Source organism: Oceanococcus sp. HetDA_MAG_MS8, assembly GCA_019192445.1.
Taxonomy (GTDB): domain Bacteria; phylum Pseudomonadota; class Gammaproteobacteria; order Nevskiales; family Oceanococcaceae; genus MS8.
In genome coordinates this window covers 117,014-129,788 of sequence record JAHCMK010000003.1, presented here as the reverse complement: position 1 = coordinate 129,788, position 12,775 = coordinate 117,014, and the positions used below count along the sequence as shown (strand labels likewise).

Annotated in this window: 11 protein-coding genes; 4 read left to right on the top strand and 7 right to left on the bottom strand. The window is 62.1% G+C overall.

The window, feature by feature from the left end; translation table 11 throughout:
- Positions 1-83 precede the first annotated feature (83 nt).
- The gene (locus KI787_06340) at positions 84-974 is read right to left on the bottom strand and encodes a LysR family transcriptional regulator (GenBank protein ID MBV6629563.1); all 891 of its coding nucleotides are present in this window, start codon (positions 972-974) and stop codon (positions 84-86) included.
- 103 nt (positions 975-1,077) lie between these two features.
- On the opposite strand from KI787_06340, the gene ilvD reads away from it, so the two are divergent.
- Positions 1,078-2,757, top strand: coding sequence for a dihydroxy-acid dehydratase (gene ilvD / locus KI787_06335; GenBank protein MBV6629562.1), 1,680 nt, complete (start codon positions 1,078-1,080; stop codon positions 2,755-2,757).
- Positions 2,758-2,824: 67 nt separating this feature from the next.
- Positions 2,825-3,439: a tyrosine-type recombinase/integrase gene (locus tag KI787_06330; protein MBV6629561.1), complete on the top strand. Its 615-nt coding sequence runs from the start codon at positions 2,825-2,827 to the stop codon at positions 3,437-3,439.
- Between the two features lie 95 nt (positions 3,440-3,534).
- On the opposite strand, the gene KI787_06325 is transcribed toward KI787_06330, so the two are convergent.
- From KI787_06325 to KI787_06300, 6 genes are all read right to left on the bottom strand, one after another.
- On the bottom strand, positions 3,535-4,425 hold the full coding sequence (locus tag KI787_06325; protein MBV6629560.1) for a cation transporter: 891 nt from the start codon (positions 4,423-4,425) through the stop codon (positions 3,535-3,537).
- Complete coding sequence (locus KI787_06320; protein ID MBV6629559.1) at positions 4,425-5,027, bottom strand: cation transporter; 603 nt, start codon at positions 5,025-5,027, stop codon at positions 4,425-4,427. The genes KI787_06325 and KI787_06320 overlap by 1 nt, the downstream gene beginning before the upstream one ends.
- The gene (locus KI787_06315) at positions 5,024-8,206 is read right to left on the bottom strand and encodes a CusA/CzcA family heavy metal efflux RND transporter (protein ID MBV6629558.1); all 3,183 of its coding nucleotides are present in this window, start codon (positions 8,204-8,206) and stop codon (positions 5,024-5,026) included. The genes KI787_06320 and KI787_06315 overlap by 4 nt, the downstream gene beginning before the upstream one ends.
- 9 nt (positions 8,207-8,215) lie before the next feature.
- The gene (locus KI787_06310) at positions 8,216-9,241 is read right to left on the bottom strand and encodes an efflux RND transporter periplasmic adaptor subunit (protein ID MBV6629557.1); all 1,026 of its coding nucleotides are present in this window, start codon (positions 9,239-9,241) and stop codon (positions 8,216-8,218) included.
- Positions 9,231-10,550, bottom strand: a complete 1,320-nt coding sequence (locus tag KI787_06305; GenBank protein ID MBV6629556.1) for a TolC family protein — start codon at positions 10,548-10,550, stop codon at positions 9,231-9,233. Before KI787_06305 ends, KI787_06310 begins: the two co-directional genes overlap by 11 nt.
- 67 nt (positions 10,551-10,617) lie before the next feature.
- Entirely contained in the window at positions 10,618-10,893 is a 276-nt protein-coding gene (locus KI787_06300) for a hypothetical protein (protein MBV6629555.1), read from the bottom strand.
- Between the two features lie 246 nt (positions 10,894-11,139).
- Here KI787_06300 and KI787_06295 point away from each other — a divergent pair, with 246 nt between their 5' ends.
- Together KI787_06295 and KI787_06290 are read left to right on the top strand one after the other, a co-directional pair.
- Positions 11,140-11,892 carry a glutaredoxin gene (locus KI787_06295; GenBank protein ID MBV6629554.1) on the top strand — a complete coding sequence of 251 codons (753 nt, stop codon included), beginning with the start codon at positions 11,140-11,142 and terminating at the stop codon, positions 11,890-11,892.
- A gap of 27 nt (positions 11,893-11,919) precedes the next feature.
- Complete coding sequence (locus KI787_06290) at positions 11,920-12,648, top strand: PepSY domain-containing protein (GenBank protein ID MBV6629553.1); 729 nt, start codon at positions 11,920-11,922, stop codon at positions 12,646-12,648.
- Positions 12,649-12,775: the final 127 nt, after the last annotated feature.

Genomic DNA, 12,775 nt, shown 5'->3' with positions numbered 1-12,775 from the left:
GCCGATGATGCATTTCGATGGGCCGATCTCACTCTGGGTGACGTGCGATGTTTTTTTCCGAGGTGGACTCTGCGGCGAATCTCCTAGGCTGGCTCCATTCGCAGTTCGGAAACGAAACGTCGCGCGATCGGTGATGGCGTTTTCGGCAACAAGACGCAGGTGCCCAGACGAACGTCCGTACCAATGAGTGGTCGGTAGACCACGTCTGGTCGGTTGAGTCGAATCATGCATTCGGGCACGAATGCGCAACCAAAACCGGCGGAAACCAAGCCTACAATTGTCTGCATCTGGATCGCCAACTGTGCGAATTGAAGTTTGAAGCCCCCTGCCTGGGCCAGCAGGCCAAAAGCATCAAATAGCCCAGGGGCGAGATCTCGGCTGAAGCCGACCAGCGGCTCTGATCGAAGCGCCGCCAGCGGGATGGCATCTTCAGGGGCCAGTCGGTGATCCGCTGGCAGGCAGCACACCACAGGCTCACTCCACAGCAGCGTTGAATCGAATCCGGAATTCGGCAACGGCGCAATCGCAATGGCTGCGTCCAACTCGCCGCGCCGAAGTGCCTCAATTTGCTGGTTCACCGTGCGCTCGGCGAGTTCTAGCACCACATCCGGGTGGGACGCTTTGAATGCTTTGAGCCGCTGCGGTAGCGGACCGTAAGTAGCGGTGCTGACAAACCCAACGCGCAAGCGACCCCGAGCACCTTGGTCGATCTGCTGTGAGGTGAGCAGATCGCGATCCAGTTGCTGCAACAATCGTCGCGCGTCTGCGGCCAGCGACAACCCAGCGTCGGTCAAGGCAATACCTCGCCCAGCAGGTTCGACAAGCTGAGCACCAGCGCGCTCCTCTAACTGCCTGATCTGCATCGAAACGGCGGGCTGCGAGACGTGCAAGGCCTCGGCCGCCTTGCTGACGTGCCCGTGGTCGGCCACAGCGATGAAATACCGCAGGTGGCGGAGCTCGATTCCTCTATTCATCATTCCTACTAATGATTTGCCAACAAATCGGTATTGGAACTGATAAACGCTGTCGGGCAAAGTCTGCCGCCCCTTCCCTGAGAAGATGCACTAGGAATCCGGCATGACCAACAACCCGTTTAGTCGAGAGATCACCGAGCCCGCCGAGCGCGGTGCCGCGCAGGCCATTCTGTGCGGAACTGGTCTCGCACCATCAGACCTTAAGAAGCCACAGGTAGGCATCTCGACCATCTGGTACGACGGCAGCACTTGCAATCAGCATCTGCTGGACTTGGCGACACGAGTGCGGCTAAGTGTGCAAGGAGCTGACATGGTGGGCATGCGTTTCGTCGCCTCTGGCGTCAACGATGCCATCGCGATGGGGCGACCGGCGATGCGCTACTCCCTCCCGTCGAGGGAACTGATTGCCGATTCAATTGAGACGGTGATGTCTGCTCATGGCTACGACGCCAATATCTCCATTCCGGGGTGCGACAAAAACCTGCCAGGGTGCTTGATAGCCATGGCCAGGCTCAACCGACCGTCCATGGTGGTTTTCGGTGGCCACATCGCACCTGGTCGACTGCGAGAGAAGACCATCGACGTAATCTCTGCATTCCAGTCTTATGGCGCGTTCCGATCCGGCTCCATCGACGAGGCTGAACGGCAGAACATCGTGGCATCCGCCTGCCCGTCTGCCGGCGCTTGTGGCGGCATGTACACCGCGAGCACCATGGCTATGGTGATCGAGACGCTGGGGCTGAGCCTGCCCGGCAGTTCCTCGGCACCTGCGCTGAGCGAGCAAAAGCACCGAGAGTGCGAACGTGCGGGAAAAACCATTGCATGCATCATGTCTGCAGGTATCTTGCCGCGTGATCTGATCACGCCCGAAAGCCTGCGCAATGCGCTTGTGGTCGTCATGGCCATGGGTGGATCAACAAACGCGGTGCTGCACTTGCTCGCAGCCGCACACGCAGCGGAGGTGCCGCTTGACCTGGACACGATTGAGGAGGTCGCGGCGTCCACTCCAGTGCTTGCAGACATGAAGCCCAGCGGAACCTACGTGATGGCCAATCTCCATGCGCTAGGCGGTACGCCTGCCGTGCATCGATTGCTGATCGAAGAGGGACTGCTCGACGGGTCCACACCGACGATTACGGGTCTATCACTGGCTGAAAATGTGTCTGAAGCACCCGCGTTTTCGTCTGCTCAGACCGTGATCCGTGCCATTACAAACCCCATCCGAAGGCGCGGTCATATCCACGTGCTGCGCGGCAACCTAGCCCCGGATGGGGCAATCGCCAAGGTCAGCGGATTCGACGGAGAGGTCTTTACCGGACCAGCCAAGGTTTTCGATGCGGAGGCTGACTGCATGGCCGCGATCTCGGCTGGTGCGATCGTCGCGGGGGACATCGTTGTCATCCGCAATCAGGGGCCGCGCGGCGGGCCGGGTATGCCCGAGATGCTGGCGCCGAGCGCCGCGTTGGCTGGCCGTGGACTTGCTGGCAAGACGGCCCTGATCACCGATGGACGGTTCTCAGGGGGTTCGCACGGCTTGCTTGTGGGTCACATCACTCCGGAAGCTCACGCAGGCGGGCCGATAAGCCGGCTGCGCGATGGCGATATGATTCGCATTGACCTTGCTGCCAATACAGTCTCTTGCGAGACGGAGGTGCTCAACCGCGCCCCCATCGCTTGGCCGCATTTTTCAAGCCCGGATGGATTGCTTGGTAGGTATCGCGCCCTCGTCGATACGGCGAGCCATGGCGCAGTGCTTCAGGCCGAACGTCCATCTAGGCCATGAGGCAATTTTGTGGACTGCTTTTGTCGAGAAACACGCCAGTCGGGTAGTCAAAAAACGGAGCGAAACCATGCTCTCGAACGATGTGGAACCCTGGAACAAGAACAAACTCATTGGCCAGAAAGCGCCGCTGCGGCTCAATGAAATCTGGGCGATCCGAGTCCGGCTAGAGCTGGAAGGCAAGGTCCGCGACCTTGCCTTGTTCAACATGGCAATCGACAGCAAGCTCCGGGCGTGTGACTTAGTGCGGCTACGTGTAGCGGACGTCACACATGGAAACAGCGGCGTGCTTTCTCGCACGACGGTTGTGCAGCGAAAGACCGGACGCCCCGTGCAGTTCGAGATCACGGCCCGAACCCGAAAGACAGTCTCGGCGCTCATCACAAGCGACAGGCACCCGGGACATGGTTACTTGTTCCGTAGCCGCCTTCGGAATTCCGAACATCTGTCTACCCGGCAGTACGCGCGAATCGTGCATGGCTGGGTGGAGTCCATTGGTCTGGAATCGGCGAAGTACGGAACGCACACGATGCGCCGAACAAAGGCGAGCCTGATCTATCGCCAGTCAAAGAACCTACGAGCTGTACAACTGCTACTGGGTCACACCAAGCTCGAGAGCACGGTGCGGTACTTGGGCGTCGAGGTGGATGACGCCTTGCAACTCGCCGAGCAGATGGAAGTTTGAGCCTTACATTGGCGGTTATTTAGAGGCAGCAGCCAGCCCAAAGCCGCCGGTCAGCGTATGAAGCAACAACGCACGGTCGCGAATTGAGATCGCACTCACCCGTGTGCGTGCAACGATTCGTCCACGCACGCAAGTTCAGGCTGGAGCGTCGGATGATTGATCCCGTACTCGTGGTCAAGGTGGTGGGCGATTTGCTCCAGAGCCTCCTGCCAGTGATCCGTTGCGTTCATTTCGATGTGTGCAGAAAGCGCTCGATTGCGTGAGGAAACTTCCCAGACATGCAGATGATGAACGCCGACCACTGATGGGTGGCAGGCGCGGATTGATTCCTCAATCGCCGACAGGCTAATTCCCGGCGGCACACCAGCCATCACGACGCGCAGCGTCTCGATCAGCAGCTTGGTCGACGAAATCACGATCAGAACGCAGATCAACAGCGACAAAATCGGATCAATCGGCATCCACCCGGTGGCGAGCACGACGATGCCTGAGCCAACCGCCCCGACCGAACCCAGCAAGTCGCCCATCACATGCAGCATGGCGCCGCGCGTGTTGAGCGTTTGCTCTCCGCGTGACAGCAGCCAAGCCACACCGATGTTCACCAGCAAACCGAGCGTTCCGACGAGCAGCACCGACCCACCTTCGACATCCGGCGCCTCAATCAGCCGCTGGATCGCTGCGACCACGATGAACGCGACGATCACGTACATGAACACCACGTTGAACAGCGCGCCGAGCACTTCCGTGCGCTGCCAGCCGTAGCTGAGCGTTGTCGTTGCCGGCCGCTTGGCGGCCCAGGCAGCCAGTGCACCCACTGCCAAGGCCATGCTGTCGGTCAGCATGTGTCCGGCATCGCCGATCAGTGCCAGGGAATTGGCCAGCCAGCCGGTGATGGCCTCGACGATGGCGAACCCAGTGGTGCCCACCAGCGCGATCAGCAGCGTGCGTGTGCTCGACTGTATCCCGTGATCGTGTCCCGCACCCATCAGCCTTGCTCCTCATCTGCTTGCGCGTCGCGCAAAATCCGTATCCCGCCGCTAAATACCACCAGCGCAACAATCAGGCCGATGACCAGGTCCGGCCACCGTGATCCTGTGGCCAGCACGAGCACACCGGCAAGAATGACGCCGGCATTGGCGATCACGTCGTTGGCCGAGAATATCCACGCCGCGCGCATGTGCACCTCGCCGTCGCGGTGCTTTCTGATCAGCCACAGACAGCTCACGTTGGCGATCAGGGCCACCGCGGCCACACCAATCATCCACGCACCGACCGGCTCGCTGCCAAACCAGCCGCGGCGCGCCACATCGATCAGCACCAGGCACGCCAGCACAATCTGCAGCCAGCCGGATAGGCGCGCCGCCGTGCGCTTGATGCTGGCAGCACGCCCGACGGCATACAGGCTGGTGGCGTAAACCAGCGCGTCGGCCAGCATGTCGAGTGAATCGGCGATCAGCCCGGTGGACTGACCAAGCCAGCCCAACAGAAACTCCGCGATGAACATCACGCCATTGATCGCCATCAGGGTGATCAGTACCCGGCGTTCTGCCTGATTGCGCGCCTCGAATTCGCAGCCGCAGTCACTCATGCGGGTTCTCCTTGATCGCCTTGCGGTTGGTTTTGTTCATTCTCGCGCCCGTGCACGATCCGGTACAGCGCCGGGAGCAGCAGTAGCGTCAGCAACGTCGAGGACACAATGCCGCCGATCACGACCGTCGCAAGCGGCCGCTGCACCTCGGCACCCGTGCCGGTATTCAGCGCCATCGGCACAAACCCCAGGCTGGCCACCAGTGCGGTCATCAGCACGGGTCGTAGACGAGTCAATGCGCCTTGCCGGATGGCACGTTCAAGTTCGACGCCATCCGCCCGCAGTTCGCGGATGAACGACAGCATCACAAGCCCGTTGAGCACGGCCACGCCTGAGAGCGCAATGAAACCGACGCCAGCAGAGATCGACAACGGCATGTCGCGCAGCCATAGCATGGCCACCCCGCCGGTGAGTGCCAGCGGCACACCGGTGAAGATGATCAGCGCGTCCTTGAGCGAGCCAAAGGCCATCAACAGTAGGCCGAGAATCAGCGCCAGCGTGACTGGCACAACGATGGACAGCCGCTGGCTGGCGGACTGCAACTGCTCAAAGGTGCCGCCGTAGTCCAGCCAGTAACCGGCAGGCAGATCGACCTCACTGTTGATCCGTGTCTGCGCTTCGTCCACGAACGAGCCCAAATCGCGCCCGCGCACGTTGGCGGACACCACCACGCGCCGCTTGCCATTCTCGCGGCTGATCTGGGCCGGTGCGGGTGCCAGCTCGACGCGGGCGACCTCACCCAGCGGCAGGTAGCGCGGCACGTCCCCCATCTGCTCCGTGCCGGGCAACATCAACGGCAGGTTCTCCAGCGTGCGGATGTCCTGCCGCAGTTGTTCCGGCAGCCTCACAACCAGTTCAAAGCGCCGGTCACCGTCGAAGATCAGGCCGGCAGACTCGCCGCCGACCGCGGTGGCGACGAGGTCTTGCACATCCTGCACGTTGACGCCATAGCGTGCTAACGCCATGCGATCCGGAATCACCGACAGCACCGGCAGGCCGCTGACTTGCTCGACGCGCACATCGGCCGCGCCGTCTAACGTAGCCACGACGCGCTGAATCGCCTGTGCGCCAGCAAGTAGCTGTTCCAGATCGTCGCCGAAGACCTTGATGCCCAGATCGGCCCGCACGCCGGAGATCAATTCGTTGAAGCGCAGTTGAATGGGCTGCGAAAACTCGTAGTTGTTGCCCGCCAACCCTTCGAGCGCCTCTTCCATCTGCTCGATCAGCTCGGCTTTCGACAAGCCCGGGTCGGGCCACTCGCTGCGCGGCTTGAGCATCACATAGCCATCGGCAATGTTGGGCGGCATCGGGTCAGTCGCCACCTCCGCAGTGCCCACGCGCGCAAAAGCCACAGCCACTTGCGGAAACTCGCTGACCCGCTGTTCGACCTGCGCTTGCAGCTCCAGCGACTGTCCCAGCCCCGTGCCCGTGATGCGCAGGGACTGGACGGCAACATCGCCCTCATCCAACTGCGGCACGAACTCCGAGCCCAGCGTGGTCGCCAGCCAACCGCTGGCAATCACCAGCACGGTGGCACCGGCCACCAGCGCCCAGCGCAGCTTCAAGGCGGCTGCCAGTAGCGGCTCGTAGATGCGCTTGGCACCGCGGATCGCCAGATTCTCGCGCTCGGATACCCGCCCGCGCATGAACACAGCAACGGCGGCCGGCACGAACGTGACCGACAGCACCATGGCCGCCAGCAGCGCCATCACAACGGTGGCGGCCATCGGGTGAAACATCTTCCCTTCCACCCCTGTCAGCGAAAAGATCGGGATGTAGACCACGGTAATGATGCCGACGCCAAACAGGCTCGGGCGGATCACTTCGCCGGTGGCGGTATAGACCACGTGCAGACGCTCCTTGAGCGCCAGCACCCGATCGCGCGTCCCTGCCTGAATCTGGGCCTGCGCCTCGGACAGGCGGCGGATGCAGTTCTCCACCACGATCACGGCACCGTCAACAATCAGTCCGAAGTCCAGCGCGCCCAGGCTCATGAGGTTGGCGGAGACTCCGGTACGCACCATGCCCGTGATGGTGGCCAGCATCGCCAGCGGAATCACCGCTGCGGTGATGAGCGCCGCGCGCACATTGCCCAGCAGCAGGAACAGCACCAAGATCACGAGCAGCGCGCCCTCCAGCAGGTTCTTCTGCACGGTCTTGATGGCCTTGTCGACCAGCGTGGTGCGGTCATACAGTGGCTGCATGAACACGCCGTCGGGCAGCGAACGGTTGATGGTGTCGACACGCTCGGCAACGTCGCGGGCCACGGCACGCGAGTTTTCGCCGAGAAGCATCATGGCAGTGCCCAGCACGGCTTCTTCGCCGTTTACGGTCGCTGCGCCCGAGCGCAGCTCGCGCCCCAGCGCCACCTCGGCGACCTCGCGGACCAGCACAGGCACCCCATTGCGATGGGTAACGACCACTTGCTCGATGTCGTCGATGGTCTCCAGCAGACCCGGCGAGCGCACAAGTAGTTGCTGCCCATTGCGCTCGATGTAGCCCGCGCCACGGTTGCTGTTGTTACGGGCCAGTGCCTCACGCACGTCCGCCATCGAAAGGCCCCAGGCCAGCAGCTTCTGAGGCTCGGGCAGTACGTGGTACTGCTTGTTGTAGCCGCCGATGCTGTTGACCTCGGCCACGCCGGGCGTCAGCACGAGCTGCGGCCGGATGATCCAGTCCTGCACCTCGCGCAGGGCCATGGCATCCCAGGGGCGGCCATCAGCCTGCGTGGCGCCGGTCTCGGCGCGAACGGCGTACATGAAGATCTCGCCAAGCCCTGTGCTGATCGGCCCCATCTCGGGTTCCAGCCCGGGCGGGAGCTGGCTGCGGACGGCCGAGAGCCGCTCGTTGATGAGGTTACGAGCGAAGTACAGGTCGGTACCTTCCTCGAACACGACGGTGACCTGCGACAGCGCGTAGCGGGACAGCGAGCGCGTGTAGGCCAGGTTCGGCAGGCCGGACAGGGCCGTCTCTACCGGAAACGTCACGCGCTGTTCGGTTTCCAGTGGTGAATAGCCCGGCGCAGCCGTATTGATCTGCACCTGAACATTGGTGATGTCCGGCACGGCATCGATAGGCAGCGAGCGATAGCTCCACACGCCAATGCCGATCCACACCAGCATCAGGCCCAGGACCAGCCAGCGCTGCTCGACGGCAGCGCGCACGATTGCATTGATCATGAGGCGCTCCTAGTGGTCGTGCGAGGCGCTGGATTTCTCCAGCTCGGCCTTCAGCAGGTAGCTGTTGGCGGTGATGTAATTGGCACCCGGCGTGAGCCCGCCCAGCACTTCCGTCGCGCGGCCGTCGCTGCGGCCCAGCGTGAGGGCGTGCGCTTCATAGCGACCGCCCTCACGCACGAAGACCGACGGCTGGCCCTCCACCTGCTGGATCGCACGGGTCTCAACGACCAGCTCAGCGTCGATCAGCGCGGTGACGATTTCGGCTTGCACGGTATTGCCGGGTGCCCAGCGCCCATCCGGGTTGGGCAGCACCACGCGGGCCATGCGGGCCGGGCCGTGGTCTGCGGCCGGGGCGATCCAGTCGATCTGCGCATCTGCAGTGATGTCATCGCCGCGCACGGTCAGCGCTTGCCCGACAGAGACACGGCTGATCTGCGACGGGAAGATCGCGAACTGCGCCCAGACCTCGCTGAAGTCAGTAACGCGCAGCAGATTGCGGCCAGCCGTGGCTTCGCCGGCCGACGCCATGCGCTCCACCACCACACCCGAGATGGGCGCGCGCACGGCATAGCGTTGCAGGCTGTCATCGGCTTCCACGGTTCCGATGACGGCTCCGCGACTGACGGACTCTCCAACGTCAGGAGTCAGCGAGATGATCTGCCCCGGGAATCGGGCCTGGACAACAGCCGTGCGGGAAGGAATTTCCTCGATGCGGCCGAATACCGGCAGTGTCTGTCGGATTGTGCCCGGTCCGGCGGATGCGACGGACAATTGAGCCCGCTCGAATTGGGCCGCCGTCAGCTCAACGGCGTCGCCATGACCTTCTCCATCGTGGCCATCCTCATGGCCATCCTCATGGCCGGCCTCGTGGTCACCGTCGGGGTCGTCGTCAGAGTCGTGAGATCCGTGCGTTTGAGCACCAGCCTCATGATCGTGCTCGGAGGCGGCCGTGGCTGCGGCAGCGGGTGCTGCAAGCGCACAGGCCATCAGCGCAGCAGCCAGGGCGAGCGCCTGTAGTGGTCGGTCAATGGTCATGATTGTCGTCCTTGTGTTCGGTGATCGCATCGCCATCGGCTGCGGTTAGCGCCGCGCCAGCCAGGCGTTCCAGTTCTATGCGGTTGAGATGGGCGCGACGGGCGGCGTCGATGTACGCCAAGCGCGCATCGATAAGCTCCTGCCGTGCGGCGATCAGCTCCAAGTAGCTGTAGCGGCCAGCTCGGTAAGCATCGCGGGTCTCGGTCAGCGCGGATTCCAACCTTGGAATGACCGCTTCGCGGAGCAATGCAAAGGCCTCGATGGCATGCAAGCGGTGCTGCCAGGCTTCGAACAGCGTGGCCCGCGCAGCAATTTGGGCGGCGTCCAGGTCCAGCGCTGCTGCGGCCTGCCGACTGCTTGCCGCATCCAACGCGCTGGTCGCCCGCCGACCGGAGAACAGCGGAATGCTGACCCCTGCCACCAGGCCCGTGCTGTCGGTGCCTTCCAGCCTGCGCACGCCGGCACGCCAGCGAACGTCGCCGCGGCTGCTGGATTGCGCCAGTCGCAAGCTCGCACGCTCGATGCGCTCCGCGCTCGCAAGCTGCTGCAAATCGGGATTGTCTGCCAGCTCTGCCGCGAGGGACTCAAAGTCACCGGCCTGACCGGGATGGAACAGGGCATCATCATCGACCCGGTCAAAGCCCGGCCGCTCCTCGCCCCACAGCGCAGCCAATCGCACGCGCAATGTCGGTAGCTGATGCTCGATGTGACCGACCTCCAGCCGTGCGCGAGCGGTTGCGGCCATCGCCCGCTGCAGATCGGCACGCGGAGCACGCCCGCGATCCACGCGGCTGCGAACCGTTTGCTCTGCCTGCTCCGCCAATTCCTCAGAACGCCGCGCAACCTCAAGCTCCTGTTGCAATGCCGCCAAGCTGACAAACAGCCTCGCGGCTTCAGCTTGGCGATCCAGCAGCTCGGTGCGGCGTTCGGCCTCAAGTAACTCGCCGCGGGCGTCGATGATGGCGACCCGTGCCGCTGGGCGGTCGCCCAGCTCAATCACACTGGACAAGGCCAGTGTCAGCTCGATGCCATCAAAGCCCTCGGCGTTGCCCGTACCGGCAAACTCGTCCGCGTCGGCAATCAGTTCAAGTGGTGGTGACAGGCTTGCCGAGCGCCGCTCGCCATCCAGCGCGCGCGCCCTGGGCGAGTAGGCCATCACCGATGGGCTTTGCTCGGCAACGCGATTGGCCACCTCGGCCAGCGTCAAGGTATCAGCGGTTTGCGGTCGCGTTTGCGATTGCGCGTGGCCCGCGGCCAGCCACATCAGCCCGGCGGCAACAACTGCCGCCCGGCATGCAGGAGAAAACATACATGCTCCAGAAATCGTCGCGCCGGATGGCGCAGGCGATGCTGCGGATGCAGCACCGGTTCGATTGCTAGAGCGTCAGAGGTGGGGCCCGTGCGGGCGGAAGTAGCCGATAGCCGGGGCTTCGGGCTGGCACCGTTCGCACCGCGATTGGCGCGACGCGCGGCGCGGCGAGCAAGCCGAACACTGCCAGAACGACAATGGCCAGCAAGTCCCCGCCGTCCACTTCCAGCAGCTTGGCCAAAACGCCTTCGGCCGCTTCAACAGTAGTGTCGATGCAGGTTTCATCTGCGCAGGCGTCGTCGACATGCGCGTGCACGATTGCACCAGCGTGCGCTTCCTGCACGCAGTGTGCGTTCCCATCCGAGCACGCATGGGCATGCGCGCCCATGATCCGGCTGGCCACCATAAGTAGTGACAGAAACAGGATCAGTTTGGATGATGGTCTGGAAAACAAAGAAACGCTGTAGTGGTGCTAATGCTTTACGCATATTAACCGACAACAATCACTTCCGGGAGTTCGCCCACCACCTATTGACCCTCAACTTAACTTTAATGTGACCATCGAACTAATCACACTAGAGAGACCTTGATGACCACTAAACATGCAGTTCTGTTTCGCATGGTCACTGATGAGCACCTTTGTCCATTTGGTCTCAAGAGTAAGCATTTGCTCGAACGCCAAGGCTACAAAGTCGAAGATCATCACCTGACTAACCGCCAGCAAACCGACGCCTTCAAGCAAGAACACGGGGTCAAGACCACTCCGCAGACCTTCATCGATGGAGAGCGTATTGGTGGATATGACGACCTGAAGGTTTACTTCGGCAAGGCAGAAAAGGCCGGCTCAGACGACACAACCAGCTACCAGCCCGTGTTAGCTGTGTTTGGTGTGTGCGCACTCCTTGCCTTGGCGGCGACTTGGGCGTCAACAGGCACTGTCCTGACGCCACGCTCATTCGAATGGTTTATCGCGCTCTCGATGAGCGTCTTGGCGCTATTGAAGCTGCAGGACCTCTCGGCTTTTTCCAATCAGTTTCTCAGCTACGACCTGATTGCTCGCAGAGACGTGCGATATGCGTATTTGTATCCGTTTGGCGAACTCGGCGCTGGGGTGTTGATGATCGCCGGGGGTGCATTGATCTGGGTGGCCGCGCCAATCGCACTATTCATCGGGTCGGTGGGCGCGGTCTCCGTATTCAAGGCCGTGTATATCGAGAAGCGCGAACTCAAATGCGCCTGCGTCGGCGGGGATTCCAATGTGCCGTTGGGCGCGATCTCGCTCACTGAAAACCTGATGATGATCGCGATGGGCCTTTACATGCCAACCTCACAACTGTTCTGAGCACCTGCTCGCTCTAGGATGAACAGATTGAAACTCACCCGCCGCACCCGGCTGTTTCACAAATGGGTCGGGCTTATCGTCGCTGTCCAGCTAGTGCTGTGGATTGCTGGCGGACTGGTCATGTCGAGTCTGAATCTGGACATGGTTCGCGGCGCGCACAACGCCGCCAACAATGCGCCGGAGGCGATTGCCCTAACGACTGACGTACTACCGCCCTCCGAACTGCTGGATCGGATCAACTCGCCTGTAACGGCAATGACGATGCGGATGTGGCAGGGCCAGGCGGTGTATGTCGCCGAATCCGCCAACGGGATCAGCCTGTATTCCGCTCGCACCGGAAAAGCGCTGTCACCGATTGACGAGACTTCGGCACTGAAGATCGCGCGGGCGGACTACACCGGCAATGGCAAACCAGTGGCTACCCAATGGCTTGAGGTAACGCCCCGCGAGGCTCGCGGGCGCGACGCACCGCTTTGGAGAGTTCGGTTTGATGACGGTGCCAACACGGCAATCTATGTGTCGGCCCAAACAGGTGCCGTGGTGGCGAGGCGCAATGATTGGTGGCGGCTGTTCGATGTGGTCTGGATGCTCCACATCATGGATTACGACACGCGGGACGACTTCAACCATCCGTTGCTGATCGTGAGCGCAGCCACTGCCTTGTTGTTCGCGCTTAGCGGCGTCGTCTTGCTGACACTCTCGTTGCTGCCCCGAAAACAACGACCTGGCAGCAGGTCGACCAACTCGAGCGCTTGACTCTCAACTATGGTTTAGGGTGAAACTGTAAATTATGAGGTCAGTTCTGCTCATTTGTATCGCGCTCTCCCTGAGCGTGGCACCGGTCGCCCAAGCGGCCATGGTGTGCTGTGTGCAGCAACACCTT

What these genes read in the sequence shown, in the direction of transcription:
- KI787_06330 (MBV6629561.1), top strand. Translation starts at nt 2,825, where the DNA reads ATGCTCTCGAACGATGTGGAACCCTGGAACAAGAACAAACTCATTGGC.
- ilvD (MBV6629562.1), top strand. Translation starts at nt 1,078, where the DNA reads ATGACCAACAACCCGTTTAGTCGAGAGATCACCGAGCCCGCCGAGCGC.
- KI787_06325 (MBV6629560.1), bottom strand. Translation starts at nt 4,425, where the DNA reads ATGGGTGCGGGACACGATCACGGGATACAGTCGAGCACACGCACGCTG.
- KI787_06315 (MBV6629558.1), bottom strand. Translation starts at nt 8,206, where the DNA reads ATGATCAATGCAATCGTGCGCGCTGCCGTCGAGCAGCGCTGGCTGGTC.
- KI787_06305 (MBV6629556.1), bottom strand. Translation starts at nt 10,550, where the DNA reads ATGTTTTCTCCTGCATGCCGGGCGGCAGTTGTTGCCGCCGGGCTGATG.
- KI787_06295 (MBV6629554.1), top strand. Translation starts at nt 11,140, where the DNA reads ATGACCACTAAACATGCAGTTCTGTTTCGCATGGTCACTGATGAGCAC.
- KI787_06310 (MBV6629557.1), bottom strand. Translation starts at nt 9,241, where the DNA reads ATGACCATTGACCGACCACTACAGGCGCTCGCCCTGGCTGCTGCGCTG.
- KI787_06340 (MBV6629563.1), bottom strand. Translation starts at nt 974, where the DNA reads ATGAATAGAGGAATCGAGCTCCGCCACCTGCGGTATTTCATCGCTGTG.
- KI787_06320 (MBV6629559.1), bottom strand. Translation starts at nt 5,027, where the DNA reads ATGAGTGACTGCGGCTGCGAATTCGAGGCGCGCAATCAGGCAGAACGC.